This is a genomic window from Streptomyces sp. ISL-100 (assembly GCF_018614615.1).
Taxonomy (GTDB): domain Bacteria; phylum Actinomycetota; class Actinomycetes; order Streptomycetales; family Streptomycetaceae; genus Streptomyces.
Window position 1 is genome coordinate 1 of sequence record NZ_JAGGOK010000137.1, and the last position, 16,330, is coordinate 16,330.

18 protein-coding genes and 1 pseudogene are annotated in these 16,330 nt (G+C 67.1%); 8 read left to right on the top strand and 11 right to left on the bottom strand.

What is annotated here, in order from left to right; genetic code table 11:
- Window positions 1-877 precede the first annotated feature (877 nt).
- The 6 genes from J7E89_RS39320 to J7E89_RS39340 all read right to left on the bottom strand — a co-directional run bounded on the left by J7E89_RS39320 (window position 878) and on the right by J7E89_RS39340 (window position 4,189).
- A complete protein-coding gene (locus J7E89_RS39320; RefSeq protein WP_214981202.1) occupies window positions 878-1,048 on the bottom strand; it encodes a hypothetical protein in 171 nt (56 codons plus the stop codon).
- A gap of 36 nt (window positions 1,049-1,084) precedes the next feature.
- Window positions 1,085-1,441: a PRC-barrel domain-containing protein gene (locus J7E89_RS39325; protein ID WP_214981204.1), complete on the bottom strand. Its 357-nt coding sequence runs from the start codon at window positions 1,439-1,441 to the stop codon at window positions 1,085-1,087.
- Between the two features lie 92 nt (window positions 1,442-1,533).
- Complete coding sequence (locus J7E89_RS41985) at window positions 1,534-1,668, bottom strand: hypothetical protein (RefSeq protein WP_285439349.1); 135 nt, start codon at window positions 1,666-1,668, stop codon at window positions 1,534-1,536.
- Window positions 1,669-1,841: 173 nt separating this feature from the next.
- Entirely contained in the window at window positions 1,842-2,147 is a 306-nt protein-coding gene (locus J7E89_RS39330; RefSeq protein WP_214981205.1) for a hypothetical protein, read from the bottom strand.
- Between the two features lie 101 nt (window positions 2,148-2,248).
- Window positions 2,249-2,815 carry a VanZ family protein gene (locus tag J7E89_RS39335; RefSeq protein ID WP_374196990.1) on the bottom strand — a complete coding sequence of 189 codons (567 nt, stop codon included), beginning with the start codon at window positions 2,813-2,815 and terminating at the stop codon, window positions 2,249-2,251.
- 396 nt (window positions 2,816-3,211) lie between these two features.
- On the bottom strand, window positions 3,212-4,189 hold the full coding sequence (locus tag J7E89_RS39340; RefSeq protein ID WP_214981207.1) for a YihY/virulence factor BrkB family protein: 978 nt from the start codon (window positions 4,187-4,189) through the stop codon (window positions 3,212-3,214).
- Between the two features lie 487 nt (window positions 4,190-4,676).
- On the opposite strand from J7E89_RS39340, the gene J7E89_RS39345 reads away from it, so the two are divergent.
- Window positions 4,677-5,075, top strand: a complete 399-nt coding sequence (locus tag J7E89_RS39345; RefSeq protein WP_214981210.1) for an STAS domain-containing protein — start codon at window positions 4,677-4,679, stop codon at window positions 5,073-5,075.
- Between the two features lie 5 nt (window positions 5,076-5,080).
- On the opposite strand, the gene J7E89_RS39350 is transcribed toward J7E89_RS39345, so the two are convergent.
- Window positions 5,081-5,404, bottom strand: a complete 324-nt coding sequence (locus tag J7E89_RS39350; RefSeq protein WP_308315765.1) for a helix-turn-helix domain-containing protein — start codon at window positions 5,402-5,404, stop codon at window positions 5,081-5,083.
- A gap of 419 nt (window positions 5,405-5,823) precedes the next feature.
- Window positions 5,824-6,216 carry an ATP-binding protein gene (locus J7E89_RS39355; protein ID WP_214981230.1) on the bottom strand — a complete coding sequence of 131 codons (393 nt, stop codon included), beginning with the start codon at window positions 6,214-6,216 and terminating at the stop codon, window positions 5,824-5,826.
- Between the two features lie 999 nt (window positions 6,217-7,215).
- Here J7E89_RS39355 and J7E89_RS39360 point away from each other — a divergent pair.
- The 5 genes from J7E89_RS39360 to J7E89_RS39380 all read left to right on the top strand — a co-directional run bounded on the left by J7E89_RS39360 (window position 7,216) and on the right by J7E89_RS39380 (window position 11,250).
- Window positions 7,216-7,551: a MerR family transcriptional regulator gene (locus J7E89_RS39360; RefSeq protein ID WP_214981213.1), complete on the top strand. Its 336-nt coding sequence runs from the start codon at window positions 7,216-7,218 to the stop codon at window positions 7,549-7,551.
- Window positions 7,552-8,392: 841 nt separating this feature from the next.
- The gene (locus tag J7E89_RS39365; RefSeq protein WP_214981215.1) at window positions 8,393-8,596 is read left to right on the top strand and encodes a cold-shock protein; all 204 of its coding nucleotides are present in this window, start codon (window positions 8,393-8,395) and stop codon (window positions 8,594-8,596) included.
- Window positions 8,597-8,919: 323 nt separating this feature from the next.
- Entirely contained in the window at window positions 8,920-10,431 is a 1,512-nt protein-coding gene (locus tag J7E89_RS39370) for a DEAD/DEAH box helicase (protein WP_214981217.1), read from the top strand.
- A 46-nt stretch (window positions 10,432-10,477) separates the two neighbouring features.
- Entirely contained in the window at window positions 10,478-10,882 is a 405-nt protein-coding gene (locus tag J7E89_RS39375; RefSeq protein WP_214981218.1) for a CBS domain-containing protein, read from the top strand.
- 56 nt (window positions 10,883-10,938) lie between these two features.
- Window positions 10,939-11,250, top strand: a complete 312-nt coding sequence (locus J7E89_RS39380) for an SCO5918 family protein (RefSeq protein ID WP_214981220.1) — start codon at window positions 10,939-10,941, stop codon at window positions 11,248-11,250.
- A 104-nt stretch (window positions 11,251-11,354) separates the two neighbouring features.
- On the opposite strand, the gene J7E89_RS39385 is transcribed toward J7E89_RS39380, so the two are convergent.
- Complete coding sequence (locus tag J7E89_RS39385; RefSeq protein ID WP_214981222.1) at window positions 11,355-11,714, bottom strand: hypothetical protein; 360 nt, start codon at window positions 11,712-11,714, stop codon at window positions 11,355-11,357.
- A gap of 282 nt (window positions 11,715-11,996) precedes the next feature.
- The gene (locus tag J7E89_RS39390) at window positions 11,997-13,268 is read right to left on the bottom strand and encodes a PP2C family protein-serine/threonine phosphatase (protein WP_214981224.1); all 1,272 of its coding nucleotides are present in this window, start codon (window positions 13,266-13,268) and stop codon (window positions 11,997-11,999) included.
- Window positions 13,269-14,517: 1,249 nt separating this feature from the next.
- On the opposite strand from J7E89_RS39390, the gene J7E89_RS39395 reads away from it, so the two are divergent.
- Entirely contained in the window at window positions 14,518-15,348 is an 831-nt protein-coding gene (locus tag J7E89_RS39395; protein WP_251061711.1) for a hemolysin III family protein, read from the top strand.
- 35 nt (window positions 15,349-15,383) lie between these two features.
- Window positions 15,384-15,743, top strand: a complete 360-nt coding sequence (locus J7E89_RS39400; RefSeq protein ID WP_251061712.1) for a tyrosine-type recombinase/integrase — start codon at window positions 15,384-15,386, stop codon at window positions 15,741-15,743.
- Window positions 15,744-16,096: 353 nt separating this feature from the next.
- On the opposite strand, the pseudogene J7E89_RS39405 reads toward J7E89_RS39400, so the two are convergent.
- A pseudogene (locus J7E89_RS39405) lies at window positions 16,097-16,330 on the bottom strand (hypothetical protein); the annotation flags it as partial.

A 16,330-nucleotide genomic window follows, 5' to 3' on the forward strand; every position in this document is an offset into this window, starting at 1 on the left:
ACACCGACTCGTGGAGTTCCGCTTCAATGTGTGAGCGGGTGAAATAACACCACGTTTGACGGCGTGGCAAACATGCAGGTCAATTGGGGCCGGCTCTTCCGGGAGCCGGCCCCTTGTTTTTTCCCGTGCTGGGATGGTGCTGGGATAGCTGACCCCTCGTCACCTGTCATCACTCCTGGTCATCCGTACCGTGCTGGGATCGTGCTGGGATGGGATGAGAACGCCCGTGCTGGGTTTCGCACAGCGCGCTGCCCTGTGCGAGAGGCGGCCGGGTAGAGGCTCCGTCTACACGCTTTCTTCACGGCTTCGTGGCCTCATGCGGAAACAAATCTGCACCCGCTGTCCGGTACGGCTTGACCCTGCATGCGTCAGCTCTAAGCTGCATGCGACCTTGCATAGGCCAGCGTGATCTTGCACTGTACGCGCGTTCGCGTCGTACCGCGGCCAGTGGAACTTGCCGGGTTTGTGGTGGTCGGCGACGGCGGGTGGGCACGTCGGGTACGGGTCCTGGCTGGAGCGGGACCACGTGATGCTGCTGGCCTTCGACTGCGGATCCGGTGCTGGTGCGGAACGTGCGGTGATTGGCCGGCTACCGCCATCCCCGACACAGGGTGGAGCCGTTGTCCTCGCGCCTGCTGGAGGCTTTCATCGAGCCGCAGGCGCTGATGGACGGAGCCTGAGCGGTGGGCGAGCCGGTGACGGTGCTGCCGGTGCTTTTCCACCTGCTGTGGGCGCACGAGTTGATGGTTGTCGACGTGATGGGCGACCCGTCGCGGGCGCGTGTCGCTTGTCCAACGCGCCCACGAGCGGGAAGGTCACGCCGCCGGGGGCGAGGTCGGTGAACGCCGCGGCAGGTGGGACCCTGGGCTATCCGGCGCTATCGGATGGGGCGGCGGCCGGAGCGCCGGGACCATCGCACCGCGATGAAGGCCACAGCGGCCACGAGGACCACGATGCCGATGATCAGCAGGTAGCCCAGCCCCTCCACCGCCACGCCGACGATTCCCAGCACGACGGCGACCAGAACGAGAAACAGGAACAGAGCCATGACACGAACACCTCCTTCGGGATGAGCGCGGGGCGGTCAACGGCGCGCGAGTTGCCTCTCGCCGCCCGCGCCCGGCTGGTAGGTCAGGTCGTAGTGCTGGAAGATCGCTTCCTCTGCCTCAGCGGGCAGGATATCGTCCATGCCGACCGTGGGCGCCTTCTTCACCAGCGCCTTGTCGTAGGAGACCTTGACGTAGTCCGGTCCCAGGATCGCCTCGTCGAGGGGCACGAAAGCCAGCTGGTGACGGGTGGGAAGTCCGATACGGACCGTGGCCATGGCAGGTTCGTCGGTGGTGGTGTCCACGTAGATGGCTTCGAGCACGCCGATCTTGCGGCCCTTGGGGTCGACGACGCTGTGGTTGCGCCACTCACGGATATCGGCTGCATGGATCATGGTCTGTCCGTCTCACTCTGCTCTGTCGTCTGATTCGGTCAGCACAGCCTCGTCACCCTCGCCCTCGCCTGCAGGGGCAGGCTTCAGCCCTATCAGCATGGCCCCTGGGAACGGATCGCGGTGATTGCTTCGGCGAGCTGGTCACGCAGCCTGCCCACATCCTCTGGCCCCGCCGCCGCAGCGGACGGGCTCTCGGCGTCCTGCCTGTTCCGGTCGTTCTCGCTCACCCCGTGAAGGGTGCCCCGAAACCGGCTCCCCCAACGCCCCGTCCGCACGCTGCCGCGCGCGGCACCGACCCGTACCCCGGCCGCGGACGGCCCCGGGGTCAGTGGACGTCGTGGCAGTTCGGATCGGTGCACCCGCCCAGCTCGAAGGAGCGGTCCGCCGCCGGCGCGTCCTGTCACTGCGCCCGCATCGTCTGGAGCCTGGCCACGTCCGAGGCGGCGTCCGGTAGCTCTGTTCGCAGCCGGGCCGCCCACTGTTCGGTCAGTGCCTGGCCGTTGACGTACCGTTCCCCGGCGCCGCTACCGACCGCCACCAGCGCCCCGCGCTGTGAAGGAATCACCATCGCGCCGACTGACCCGGAAACCTTCCCCTGCCGGACCAGGGCCTCGGTCGCAGCCGGGGCCCGGGCCGTCGCCGCCTCATCGACCGGCGGCAGCGGGTCAGGCGGCCCGGGCGGCTCCAGCATCACCACTGATGTCATGGATGACGGCTCGGACAGCACTGTCGTGACCGCCCTGCTCGCCGACCTCGTCAACACCGCGCGATACCTCACTCGCCGGAGGGGCGGCTGAAAAGGCTCAGTTATGCCGGATCCGTAGCAGTTACCGGGCGTTTGGTGAATCGGTGCCACCAGTGGCGGCGCCGGGGATGCACTGCACGGCCCAACCAGAGGCCGATCAGCAAGTAACCCAGAAGAGCACCTGTGGTGTTGAGCAGAACGTCATCGATGTCGAAGGTACGCCCGACGATCAGGGCGCCTTGAACGAGTTCCACGAGGAGCATCACGCAAGCGGTGACCACCGCCACCCGGACCAGCCCTCGCGTTCGGGGCACCAGCACCGGCAGCAGCACACCGAACGGCACACCCATCACGATATTGCCGCCGAGCTGCTTGACCGTGTCAAGGGACGCGGGCTTGGCGAGATAGGCACGGATGGAGTCACCAGGGCGTAGATTACTGTGCGTCAATGGCACGGAGGCCGCCGAGGGGTCCAGCGTCAGCCGGGCGAGCACCACCGCGAATCCCACCATCGCCGCGAAGGCCAACAGCATGGCCAGTACCCGGCCGAGCACAGACATGGGAGGTTTTCCGGAAACCCGGTCTCCGGGTTCCGTCGCGGTCTTATCACGCAGGACCATCCGCGCCATTACAAGCTCCTAGCCCCACATTGGTTCGCTTGGACGTTCCGGTATCCGCGTCGTGAAGCGGCAGGCGCTGCGCGGGGGTTCGTCCCGGTCCGAAGATGTCGGCGTGCACGCAGGCAGGGCATGCGGCGTAGCAGCGCGTCGTCAGGCTCCTCAACGACCGGGGCGGCCACTGGTCACCGACAGACCAGTTGAGTGTGTCACGCTCTCACCCTTTTCCAACCTCACCCGTGCCGATGCGGGTCTTCTGTGGCATGCGGCGTGACGGGACGGGCAGCGGTTGTCAGTGGCACTGGCTACGGCGCCTGGCGTACGGGTCGTCGCTTTTCCTGGGGGGCTGGGCGCGAGGGAATGGAGTGGCCGGCCGGGACGAAGGCTGCCCAGCCTGTGCCCTGTTGGTCACCGACGGCGGAGTTTGGCCAGTTCGGCGTTGAACTGGGCGCCGGCGAGGAGGGCCAGGTTGGACAGCCACAGCCACACCAGAAAGACGATGATCCCGGCGAGCGACCCGTACAGCCGGCTGTAGGTGTCGACGTGCGAGACGTAGAGGGCGAAGCTCGCGGAGGCGACGAGCCACAGGGCCACAGCCAGAGCGTCTCCCACAAGCCTCTGCCGCACCCCACGTGTCCCGGCCGGACCCGAGCGGAACAGCACCAGCACCAAGATCGCGACCAGGCACAGCAGGAACGGCCATTTCAGCGCGTTCCAGGCGCTACCGGCCATGCTGCCCATGCCCACGAGCCGGCCGACGGTGTGGGCCGCTTCACCGGTCAGGATGAGCACCAGGGCACTGGAAACCAGAAGCATCAGCAGCACCAGAGCGGTCATCACCAGCCGTGGTGCCGTCCTCCACGCCGGGCGCAGATCCTCAACGCCGTGCATGACATGCAGGGCTCGGCGGAAGACCCCCAGATAGCTGGAGGCGGACCACAGGGCGCCGATCATGCCGAAGACAGCCAGCGTCCACGCAGCCGTGTGCTGCTCCGCCATGCCCCGCAACGTGCTCTGCATGACGGGGCGGGACTCGGCCGGCACGACAGCGATCACATTACTGATCAGGTTGTCGGTGGTCGAGGCGCCGACGATTCCCAACAGCGAGACCGTGACAAGAAGCGTCGGGAAGAGCGCGAGCACCGCGTAGTAGGTGAGGGCGGCAGCGAAGTCGGTCACGTTGTCGTTCCACACCGAGGCGGGGGTCCGGCGCAGCGCGGTGCCGATGTGCTGCCAGCCCGGCAGGTCGCGCGCGTACGTCGGGGGCGGCAAGGGCGGTGCGGTTGCCCGGCGGGTCTGCAAGTGGTGTGCGGGGGACTCTGTTTTGGAGCGGGGCAGCGGTGCGCGGTCGGCACCGCCCGGCTCGAGCGCCGGCGAGCTGCTCATCAGGCAGGCGCCTCCCCCTCGTGCCATAAGCCGTCGTCTGACTCCTGTTGGCAGACTTCCCCGGCGAGCTGTTCGTACGTCACCCGGGGCGGCACGCCCCTCTCACCGATGCGTGATCTGCCTGGAGATACCGACGTACCCGCATCTGTTCGTGCCGCAGAACTTATCCGGTACTCCGCAGGACAGCCAACTCCCTCACCTTTCAGGACTTCAAGATCAACAACTCGCGGGCTTTCGCGCTTGTCTCGACACGCCGACCCCCACTGCGACCGGCGTGGACACGCCGCGCGAGGCCGGCGAGTGGGGTGCTCCGGTCCCCGCGCACACGGCCGCCGCCCTACCTCCAGCAGCGCGGCGGCCTTCACGCCGAACTCAGCGGGATGCCGGCTGTGGCCACGGTGGCCACAGCGTCTGCCCGGACCGGCGCCGCCCATGGCATCATCGTGCGCTCCCTGACGTTTCCCCTCAGTGCACCAGAACGGGCCAGATGATGGGCACGTACGACACCACCGATGCCCAACAGCGGCTGGCTATTGAGGACATGTCTACCGCTGGCTGTCATGAGGTCCGCCTCCTTCTGGCCAGGGAGCTGGACGGCGCCACCGTCCCGAGGCTCTGTGACACGGTCGTGGACGTCATGGCCGATGGCAAGCGGCATCTCGTCCTGGACCTGTCCGCCATCACCTGGTGCGACAACGCCAGTCTCTACACCTTGCTCGGTATCCGCAGCGCCCTTCAGCACGCCGACGGCAGCCTCACCCTCTCGGCGGCGAGTTCCGCCATCCGCCGCGCGCTCGACCGCAGCGGCCTCTGTCTTCGCCTGCCCCTCACCCCCGGGACAGATCGCCTTCCGCCCCAGCCTCCAGTGCGCCCGGTCAAGGGATGAGGAGATCAGTCTCCCCATGGCTGGCGTGTGACTCCTCGACCGGGGTTTCTGTCCGGCGACAGGGCCAGCAGTGCCCTGACGGGCAGATGGGCTTCGGCAGGGTGGCGGAACGTGCCGTCCAGGTGGACGGTGTAGTGCGTGCGTCGCCCGTGCCGTTTCCGGCTGAGGTAACCACCCTTTTCAAGGTCGGCGACGGCGCTCTGCACGGTGCGTTCGGAAATGCGGCAGGCCGCGATGTCGCGGATCCGCACCCCGGGCTCGCGGGCGATGGCCACGAGTACACGGGCGTGGTTGGTGAAGAAGGTCCACCCTGTCACTGGCTTGTCCACGATGTGCCAGCCTCTCGAACGCCGCCTGATGGGATCGCAGGCGGGAAAGCGTCTGGAATCTTGTTCACCCATTGTCGGTGAGGCAACCGCGTTCGCGGTGAGGAACGCGCAGCAGGCCGCGAGGGCAGACGCGATTGCGGACGTCGGCTGCCGAGCTCCTCTCCCTGGCGTGCACACCCCGAGACCGGGAAGGCACGGTGTGATCAACAGCGCGGCCGCAGCCGGAGACGGTCCAGGCTCTGCCGAGGCCCGTCGCCCACGTCAACCAGAGGAGGAGCCGGTTCGCTGCACGTGCTGCCCCGCGTACCGAGGTGATGGAAGAGGTCGCGCGGCGGTGCGGAGATCTTCCGATCCCCTGCCCGTACGGACAGGGGCCGGGACGCGCACCCGTCACGCTGGCGGGCACAGGTGCGTTGGCGCTACCGGCTGAGAAGGGCACTTACGGTCTTGCCGCCGGAGGGCCGGGGGGTAACCGCGGTGGCGCGGGCGAGGCGGTTGACCATGGGCCAACCGAATCCTCCGGTGCCGCCGTTCAGATCGGGGGTGCGCATGCGCGGCGCCTGCGGGCTGCTGTCGTGCACGGCCACCTCGATGCTGTCCGGGGGCGCGGTCAGATCCAGGGTGCGGGTACCGCCGCCGTGGCGCAGGGCGTTGGTGACGAGTTCCGAGACGACCAGGACCACGGTGTCGGCATCCTCGGCTGCGACCGTCGGCTGCGCGAGACCTTCGAGGAAGTCCCGGGCGCTTTCGCGAGCTTCGGCGACGGACGTCGCGGAACGGACGGGTGCAACGTTGACGCTCATCGTGTCCATCAGGTCACCCTGGTCTCTGGTCGTCAATGCCGGGTCCTGCCTGCCCGGTGCTTGTGCCCCGCCCTGCACGCGTAAACCGCATAAACCCCCCGGCTATGGAACGTGTCCGGCCGAACATCCCCGCAGCCGGACGGGGAAGCTGCGGCGCTCACGGCGTCGAGGCTGCATACCGGCGCTGCTCAGAGCAGGTGTTCCCCGGCCGGCGTGGGACCGCCGCGTGCCCCCTCTGCGGTCGAGGTCGACCATCTCTCTTACTGGCGAACGAAAATCTGTGGTGGCTGGAGTAGACATTGGATGCTGGTGTGGTTATGGTTTCTCTCGTAGCCGAGATTAAGCAAGGCCCGGCAGAGATGAACTGCCGGGCAGCAGTACCGCAGTACAGGCAGTTCGCAGGACGGTGCGGTGGCGGAGTTTCGAAGCCAGGGTTGTTGCAGGGACGGCGACGGGACTGGCGGCCGGACCGGGTGGCCCGCAGTGATCAGGGGCCGCCGTGAGCGATACCGCAAGAGCAGTTCAGAAGATGTAGTTCGCAGGACTAGCAGTGAATTTGTCAGCGGTTCCTCGGTAAAGGCGTCGGGCTGCGGGCGCGCGTGCCGAGAGGTTCGGCAGTGGGGTTCTAAGCCAGAGCAGATGCAGGACGGGCGACGGGGCTGGCTGCCGAAGAGTGGCGCAGTGGAGGCCACCAGCGGTTCGCAAGATCAGCAGTACGCAGTTCCCGCTTGGTAAGTAGTTCGTCCAGAGGGAAAGAACGGAGGAGTTGAGCACCATCAGGATCGCCCGGGCGGAATCAATGGGCCCGGGTACCGCAGGACATCGATAGTGAGGTGGTCTCCGGTCAAGCAACCGCGATCCCCGTATCCCCGACAGCATTCCGGTCGGGTCAGCGGAAACAAAAGGTCGGCGCAGTAACAGGGCCGGCGGATGGTGTAGCAGTTCCTTCGGGGCCCTGGTGCCACATGGCACCAGGGCCCCTCCAACGTGTTCCGCAGAGAGGTGCAAGTGACAGCAGACGACTCGTTTAGCCGTCTCGATGACGACGATTACCCCGCCTACACGATGGGCCGGGCCGCCGAGATGATCGGCGCCACCCAGGGTTTCCTGCGCGCCATCGGCGAAGCCCGCCTCATTACCCCGCTCCGCTCAGTGGGCGGTCACCGCCGGTACTCCCGCTACCAGTTGCGCATCGCCGCCCGCGCCCGCGAACTCGTCGATGCCGGAACCCCCATCGAGGCCGCCTGCCGCATCGTCATCCTCGAAGACCAGCTCGAAGAAGCCCAGCGCATCAACGCCGAACACCACCGCGCCGCTGGATCGTTCAGTCCGCCCGTGGCCTGAAGCAGTGCGCCCGCCGGGCACCGGCGGGTCGCCGCACGCACGTGTCGGGGCGTGACGTCTGGATCGTTTCCTGTGGTGCCAGGGTGTGTGGGCGTCTGCGTCAACTGTCGTGGTTCGAAAGTCCCCTTCGCCCACGACTTCGGCGTGGGTGATCTGCTGTGCCGCAGGAACCAGGGCGATACCCTCCGCCTTCCGGCACGTTGCGGGAGACGCCGGACGCTTACGCCCATTACTCCGCGATCAACGCCTCGGGTTTCCGTGAGCTCCCGGAGGTCAAGCCCCGTTCGATACCGCCCGGGCCCGAAGTGCCCCCACGGCCGAGGACATCAACCCCGCCTGGCCTTCCCGCCCACGCTCGGAGCATACGGCTGCCCCGGGCGGGTTCTGCCGTCCGACTGTTCACCCCAACCATGTGCGCCGACCTTCAGCCGGCGGTGGCCGGCGAAATCGGCGTGTTGGCTGATGGTGGCGCCGGCTGGCAGGAGGATGCCACCGGGAAATGGTGCTCTCCCAGCCGCGTACAGCGACCGCTCTTCATGAAACCGTGCGTTCCGGGTGGGGCAATATCTATGACCGTGAGGTCAGAGTTTAACGTGCCATGCGGGGAGTGTTTGTACCGCAACTAACAGAGCGAAATTATTTGCCGTGCCCGGGCCGTTACTTCATGCTACTGTCGATCTCAGTTGCAGTTGTGGTTCCCAAAACTTCAAGCGCCTTCGCCGGAATTGTCGGCCACTGGAAGCGCTTTTATTGCCGGTCATTTTCCGGTCGGGGCATCATCGCGGCGACCCGGGTACCTGGCATCGCGGATCCCGGCGTACTGCCCCAAAGGAGACATGACGTGGCATCAGGCACTGTGAAGTGGTTCAACGCGGCCAAGGGTTTCGGCTTCATCGAGCAGGATGGTGGCGGCGCTGACGTGTTCGCCCACTTCTCGAACATTGCCGCCCAGGGTTTCCGTGAGCTGCTCGAAGGCCAGAAGGTCATCTTCGACATTGCGCCGGGCCAGAAGGGCCCGATGGCCGAGAACATCGTTCCGGCCTGACGCTGTCGCGTACTTCGTAGCTGGGGCCCGCATCCCTCGGGGTGCGGGCCCCAGCTACGGACATTTCCCGCAGTGGTCTCCCCTGAGCATCGCCTGCATTTCTTCTCCAGGGGTCCGTGCTTCTTCGGAGCTGAAACCGGTCGACGTCCGGGATTTCACGTCCCGTGTGACTCGCTCATTTCATCGCCTTCGTCCCGCGCCAGATTCACGACACACCAGATCCTTTTTCGCATTCCCATTCGGCCCGTTTCTTGTGATTCCCTGCACTGCTTTTCCGTTGCGGGAATTCCTTGGTACGTGCCGTGTATCAAGGAAGGTTCTCGATGAACCCCACACGTACGAACAGCCGTTCCTCCAGCCGCAACCGGACCGACTCTCTCGCTTTCGGCTCCGACGCCGGTTCGCGGCGGGGCGCACGCCTCGGCTCGTCCGCCCCGAGCCGTGCAGGGGGTCCGAGCCGGTCGAGCGGACATGGTCGGCGGCCCGCGGCGGTGCAGGGAGAGTTCGCTCTGCCGAAGACGGTCACTCCCGCGCTGCCCGCGGTCGAGGCGTTCGCCGACCTCGACATGCCGGGGCAGCTGCTGGCGGCGCTGACCGCGCAGGGCGTGAGCGTTCCGTTCCCGATTCAGGGTGCGACCCTGCCCAACACCCTGGCGGGCCGTGATGCCCTGGGGCGCGGGCGCACCGGCTCCGGCAAGACTCTCGCTTTCGGCCTGGCGCTGTTGGCCCGCACCGCCGGTCAGCGCGCCGAGCCCCGTCAGCCGCTGGCCCTGGTTCTCGTGCCGACGCGTGAGCTGGCCCAGCAGGTGACCGACGCGCTCACCCCCTATGCCCGCTCGGTGAGGCTGCGCCTGGCCACCGTTGTCGGCGGAATGTCGATCGGGAGGCAGGCCAACGCGCTGCGTGGTGGCGCAGAGGTCGTCGTCGCGACGCCGGGTCGGCTCAAGGACCTCATTGACCGCGGTGACTGCCGGCTGAACCAGGTCGCGATCACTGTCCTGGACGAGGCCGACCAGATGGCCGACATGGGCTTCATGCCCCAGGTCACAGCGCTTTTGGACCAGGTCCGCCCCGAGGGCCAGCGCATGCTGTTCTCCGCGACCCTGGACCGCAACGTCGACCGCCTGGTCCGCCGCTACCTCACCGACCCGGTCGTCCACTCCGTCGACCCGTCCGCAGGCGCGGTGACGACGATGGAACATCACGTGCTGCACGTCCACGGCACCGACAAGCACCGCACGACGACGCAGATCGCGGCACGCGAAGGCCGGGTGATCATGTTCCTGGACACCAAGCGGGCCGTGGACAAGCTCACCGACCACCTGCTGGCCAGCGGGGTGCGGGCCGCCGCCCTGCACGGCGGGAAGGCGCAGTCGCAGCGCACCCGGACTCTGACTCAGTTCAAGACCGGGCATGTCACCGTGCTCGTGGCCACGAACGTCGCCGCCCGCGGCATCCACATCGACAACCTCGACCTCGTCGTCAACGTCGACCCGCCGACCGACCACAAGGACTACCTCCACCGCGGCGGCCGTACCGCGCGGGCAGGGGAGTCCGGCAGTGTCGTCACCCTGGTCACCCCCAACCAGCGCCGCGACATGACCCGCCTCATGACCGCCGCCGGCATCGTGCCCCAGACCACCCAGGTCCGCTCCGGCGAAGAGGCACTCGGCCGGATCACCGGCGCCCAGACCCCCTCCGGCATCCCCGTGACGATCACCGCGCCGGTGGCCGAGCGGCGTCAGCGCAGCGCGTCCTCACGCGGCCGGCGCAGCCCCGCCTCGGCCGCCCGGCGCGTGACCGTGCGGCAGTCCTCCTTCGACGCGGCGGCCTGAGAACTTCGTGATCCGGAAGCTGACCCACTCATGCAGGAGGCACCTTTTGACGCTGGTTCAGGTGCAGCCCCGCTCGACGAATGCCACTGCCGTACACAGCACGGTGGCCGACGTCATGGACACCGCCGGACCGCAGGTCTGTGACGACATGACCGTCGAGGTGGCCCTGTCCGTCATGGCCAGTGCCCGTACCGGGCATCTGCTTGTCTGCGACGACAGCGGCCTGTGTATCGGACTGGTCACCCAGGCTCATCTCACAGCAGCCCGTGACGGCTCCGCGTACTCGGACAGGGTCCAGCTGCGGGACATCCTCGGCGACCGCGGGCCGTTCACCTCGCCTGTGACCACGATGGCCGAAGCTGGGCACATGATGCGCTACAGCCAGGTTGATGCCCTGCCTGTGGTCGACGAACACGGCAGTGCCTTGGGCGTCCTCGCCCTTGCCCGCTGAGCCGTCTCCACTGCGGCAGAACCACTCCCTCTTCGTTCCTCTCCCTGTGAGGCATCATGCGCTGTGTCATCGCCCGCTTTCCGTTCGACCTCACCAGGAGCGGCGTCCTGGAATCGATGAAGGGCGTCAAGCCCGAGCAGGCTTCCGGCGAGTCCGTGATCATCGGCCGACGCACCTACCCCGTCAAACAGGTCGGCCAGGTCGTCACACGCCAGGACCGCCGTGACTTCAGTGCCGGCGAAGTCCTGCGGGCCATGACCCAGCTCGGCTTCACCTGCCGCGAACTTCCCCAGGCCGCCGCACTCACGAGGGCTCGCACCCCGATACAGCAGGCTTCCGCGATGCTCGGCGCCCCTGCGGCAGCCTGACCGACGGGCAGGCGCGAGCCGTCAGCAGAGCAGCGGTGAGGGTCCGACCGGGGTGCGCCGGTCGGACCCTCACCGCGTACCGAGGTTCTCGGCGCGGCAGTGTGTCAGTGCTCGGAGTAGCTGAAGTCGCCCATGGTCCATGCGCTGACGTCTTCGATCGCCACCCGGTACATCCCGCCTGTCTCCGGGATCCCCACCGTGCCCTGGAGAATCCGAGCCACATGGAAGTGCAGATGCGCGGGCGGTCCGTCCTCGCGTGCCGCAGTGGTGAACATGGCGGAAAAGCCGCTCAGGCGGGCCGAGTCCGCCAGGACCTCCGACACCCGCTGCCTCCAGACGGCTTCGGGAGCCAGTCGGCCCGTGATGACAGCACCACCGGCGACCACGGTCAGAGGCATCTGATTGCTGTGCCCGGACTCCACCAGGGCGGCAACGTCAACAAGCAGCGCGTCAGGCTTCGACATGGGACCGATTATATTCGTCGACCAGAGGGCTGCTTTTTTGCGGTGCCGGTTTCGGGCAGGACGGCGCTGAGGTCTTGTCGCTGAAGGCACGGGGGGGTGCCTGTGGGCGGCAAACAGGATGTCCCCATATGCGACCATGTGGATTCCCCACCCTCAGGTCACTCTCTGAGATTCTAGTCCGGCAGCAGGTCCGAGGGGGCGCAAGTCGGAGCACATCCGCGTCGAGTCGGTCCCTGGACTAGGCGCGGACTCTTGTCCTGGGTTGAGGCTGGCTGGGCAACTTCAACTTCGGGGGTCTGCGGTCCCTGGGGGTGCGGTGTGCTGTCCGACCGTGGGGGAGGCTTCGGCGAGGTCGGCGCCGTGGTCGGCGTCGCGGCGGGTGGAATCGGTGCCGTACCAGTCCAGGCACATCACGGTGGCGTCGTCCTGTAGAAGCCCGTCATGGGCATGGACGACGTGTTCGATCAGGACACGGGCGGCCTCCCGGGGGTGCAGGTCTTGAGTGTTCTCGATGAGGGCAGGCAGATCGAGGTCCGCGGCTCTGCGCTCCTGCATCCCGTCGGTGAGCATGATCAGCCGGTCCCCTGCCCGCAGGTCCAGGTGCTGGACCGTGTAGGTGTGCGGGGCCAGGAAGCCGAAGGGCATGTCGATGGTCGGCGCGATCTCCTCGACTTTGCCGCCGCGCAGGCGCACAGGCCAGGGGTGGCCGGCGTTGATGAACTCGGTTCGTCCGTCGTGCAGGCTGATACGCAGCAGTTGTCCGGTGACGTAGCGGCCGCCGCTGTGCTTGGCCACGGCCTGGTCGGCGGTCTGTGCTTGTTCCCGGAGGTCGGCTCCCTGCCTGCGGGCGCGGCGCAGTGCGCCGACGAGGAGGGTGGCCAAGAGGGCGGCGTCCACGTCATGCCCCATGGCATCGGTGACAGACAGTTGGACATGGTCGCGGTCTATGACGTAGTCGAAGGTGTCGCCGCCAACGAACTCGGCCGGCTCCAAGGCGCCGGCAACTGCGAACTGGGCGGCTTCGCAGGCCAGTGACGTGGGCAGCAGCCGGTGCTGGATCTCGGCGGCCAGGCTCAGCGGGCTGGTGCGCCGGCCCCACTGGTACAGGTCGGTGAAGGGCCGGTTCGCGATGATGATGTAGGACAAGGCGTGGGCGCTCCGGCTGATCTTCAGCAGGGTGGCCGGGCCGGGGTGGTGGGGCAGATGGAGCTCCAGCAGCCCGAGCGCATCCCCGCGATTGGTGACCGGTGCGATCACCCGCGTCCAAGCACCGCCCCCTACGGCCTCCACATGCGGCCGTTGCGTCCGTATCACCTCGTCGTAGACAGTGCCGGAGACGGCGATCGGATCTGCGGGACGCTCCACGTCGAGGTCGTCCGCGGTGCCCAGGCGGACGACGGAGGCGCCGGTGAAGTCGGTGATCAGGAACGACACGGACCTGGCCCCGAGCTGTATTCGCAACGTTGCGGCTATGACGTCGACGGACTCCACCGGCGGTGCGGCCTCAGCTGCGGCCAGGGCCTCACCCAGTCCGTCCGTTCCGATGTCTCGCATGGGGGAGCCCTTCCCGCTCTCGTGCTCGCCCCAGTACGTACCCGGTGACACGACTTTTCTGGCGAGCACGAGAAGGCAAGCTACCCCACTGCGGGAACGTAATGAGGCACCCGGCTCGTCACAAACGCCCATGCGGCAGCCTTTCTGTCACCAGTAGCGGAGATCGAAAGCGCATGACCGTCTGAGGCGGATTCCAGAAGGCCATGGCGGGAAAGCGCTCGACCGGCTGCGCTCCCCCGCGGGACCGTTCGCCAAGCGCATGAGCCTGGCGCGTCGCCTCGCCCCCGCCCGGATCTTCGACCAGCAGATCCGCAAGTTCAACAAGCTGCCTGGCTGACGCCGCCCACCCCCAGCCGATGCGCCACGGGGGAGCCCGCGCTTACCCGCATATGACGGAGGCCGTGGTTGTGCGCCGCGCGGCGGCTCGGGAGCCGCATGCCCTGTGAGGCTGTTGTCGTGCAGGTAGAGGAGCGGACCTTCAGACGTTCGTCCAGGATTCGAGGAAGGCTTTCCGGCCAGTGGGATCGTCCGCCCTGCGGTCGGCGTGCAGGACGTGCCAGGCGGTGAGTTCGAGATCTCGAAGCCACAGTTCTCCGATGACCTGTGTCTTTAAGGTCGGGGAAATGGTCGGATTCGGCGAGGGCTTGGCCGATGACCTCCCCGGCTGCGACGCGCTGTGGCGGGGTCATCTCATCGACAGCGGAGAGGATTTGCCGGGCCAGAGCGGTCCCTTTGCCTGCCAGGGCTTGCAACACGTCGGCCTTGATGGTGGCGGGTAGCAGGTAGGCGGTGCCAGAGGACCTCCACAAGTCCGACCAGAAGCGTTCGCCGGTCTCGGTGGGGGCGGGGAGCGCGGCCAGCAGTCCGAGGAGGTGGCCGGTGGCCGCATAGCCACCAGAGTGCGCAGCCGCGACGACTGCGATGCCGGCGACGCGCTCCACATCGAGATGGCTGGCTCCGAGGTCTGGAGCCAGGACCAATTGGTGTTCCAACTGGCCCCTGAGGGAGGCGGATACGTGAGGGTGGACCTCAGGAAGCATCGGTGGTCCTTGCGGGTAGGCGAGCGGTGGTGCCCGTTCGGAAGCCCTGATCGTTCCCCGTGACCAGCCGATCTACTCGGCTTTGAATGTTCCATCGGTGACGGGAGCAAGGGGCCGCACAGCGGGAGAGTCCACACCCGGCGACATGGGATGGGCATTACAACCGACCTCTCGACAGACTTTCCTGCGAGCTCTCATAGCATGAACGCATGATTGCCAGTGACGCCCAGGAGTCCGGGGGAGGACGGGAAGCCGTGCCCCTTGACGCCGCTGAGGCTGAATGTGTCCACGTCGCCTCGGAGCGTGGGGAGCGCCGCGAATTCGGGATGCTCCGAGAACCACAAGGTAACGGTGCCGCAGAAAATGGTCACCCGGTTGCCGCTCTGGTGGAGCACGCGGCCGACTTGGTGGAACCGATCAAACCGAGGCTGCGTGGCTGGCTCCACGCCGGAATGGTCCCCGCCGCGCTGATCGCCGGCCTCGTTCTCATCTGCCTGGCTCGCACCCCGCAGGCAACCATGGCCTGCGCCGTCTACTCGGTCACCGCCTGGCTGCTCTTCGCGACAAGCGCCATTTACCACCGCGGCACCTGGGGGCCGCACGGCGAGGCTCTTCTGCGACGCCTCGACCACGCCAATATCCTCCTGATCATCGCCGGCACCTGCACCCCCCTGGCCGTGCTCCTCCTGCCGCCGGACCAGAGGTCCGTGCTCTTGTGGATCGTGTGGCTGGGCGCGTTGGCCGGTATCGCGTTCCGGGTCCTGTGGGTCGGGGCCCCGCGCTGGCTGTACACGCCGTGCTACCTGGCCCTGGGATGGGCACCGGTGCGCTACCTGCCCGACTTCCTGCACACCGGCGGAGCAGCCGTACTCACCCTGATCGTGGCCGGCGGTCTCCTCTACAGCGCGGGCGCGATTGTCTACGCCCTCCAGCGCCCCGACCCCTCACCCCGCTGGTTCGGCTTCCACGAGGTGTTCCACGCGCTGACCGTGGCAGCCTTCACCGCGCACTACATCGCCATCTCCCTGGCCGCCCACTGACAGGGTTCTTCACCCCCCGCAGGTACAACAAGGGCGTGATAGCCGCTGCGTCGACGTACGACTACCACTTCAGGAAGGGATGCCTCGCCGCAGGGCTGGTGGGCAGCCAAGGGCGGCCGAAGTACACGCCGCGTACCCTGCGGGACTTCTTCGCCTCGACGGCGCTCGCCAACGGCATCCCCATCCACGAGGTCTCCCGCTGGTTTGGGCATCGGTCCATCAAGGTCACTGTCGACATCTACGGACACCTCGTGCCCCCGGCCTGGAGCCGATGCCGGGAGATCCTGCAGAGCGCCATGCGGCCGGTGCCCAGGGCCTGTCGGCGCAAGACCATGTTGCATGTGGTGCTGGATGTGCTGAATGAGGCCCGACGGTGCTGGATCGGTGCTGGATGAGGCCACACGGAAGGTCGTTTTCGCAGGTGGGAGCGCCACACTCAACGTTTCGCTTCAATGTGTAGCGGGTGACTTATCACCACGTCGCTGATTTGGCAAACATGCAGGTCAGAAGGGGTCCGACTCTTCGGAGTCGGGCCCCTGGTTTTTTCCCGTGCTGGGATGGTGCTGGGATAACTGACCCCTCGTCACCTGTCATCACCCCTGCTCATCCCTACCGTGCTGGGATCGTGCTGGGATGGGATGCGAACGCCCGTGCTGGGTCGCGGACCGGTGCTGGGTGAGTTGCGGGTGATAGGTCCGGCTTTGCCCACTTTCGGAGAGAGTGCGTGAGTTGTGAGCCGCAGTGGGGCTCAGTACGAGTGGGGCCCGTACGGACTCCAGCCGCGGAGGAAGGGTTCAAGGTCGGCGGCGCCGGGTTTGGGCGGCGTGGGGAGCTTTGGCGCTGAGGCGGTTTCGGTGAGGCGCTGGAGGTGCGTGGTTGCGAACGCGAGCCACGCCTCGATCTCGGCCTTCTCCTGGCCGGGCGGGAGCGCGGCGGTGTGACTGCGCACTGCGGTCATGTACTCGGCTAGAAGACTCATGAA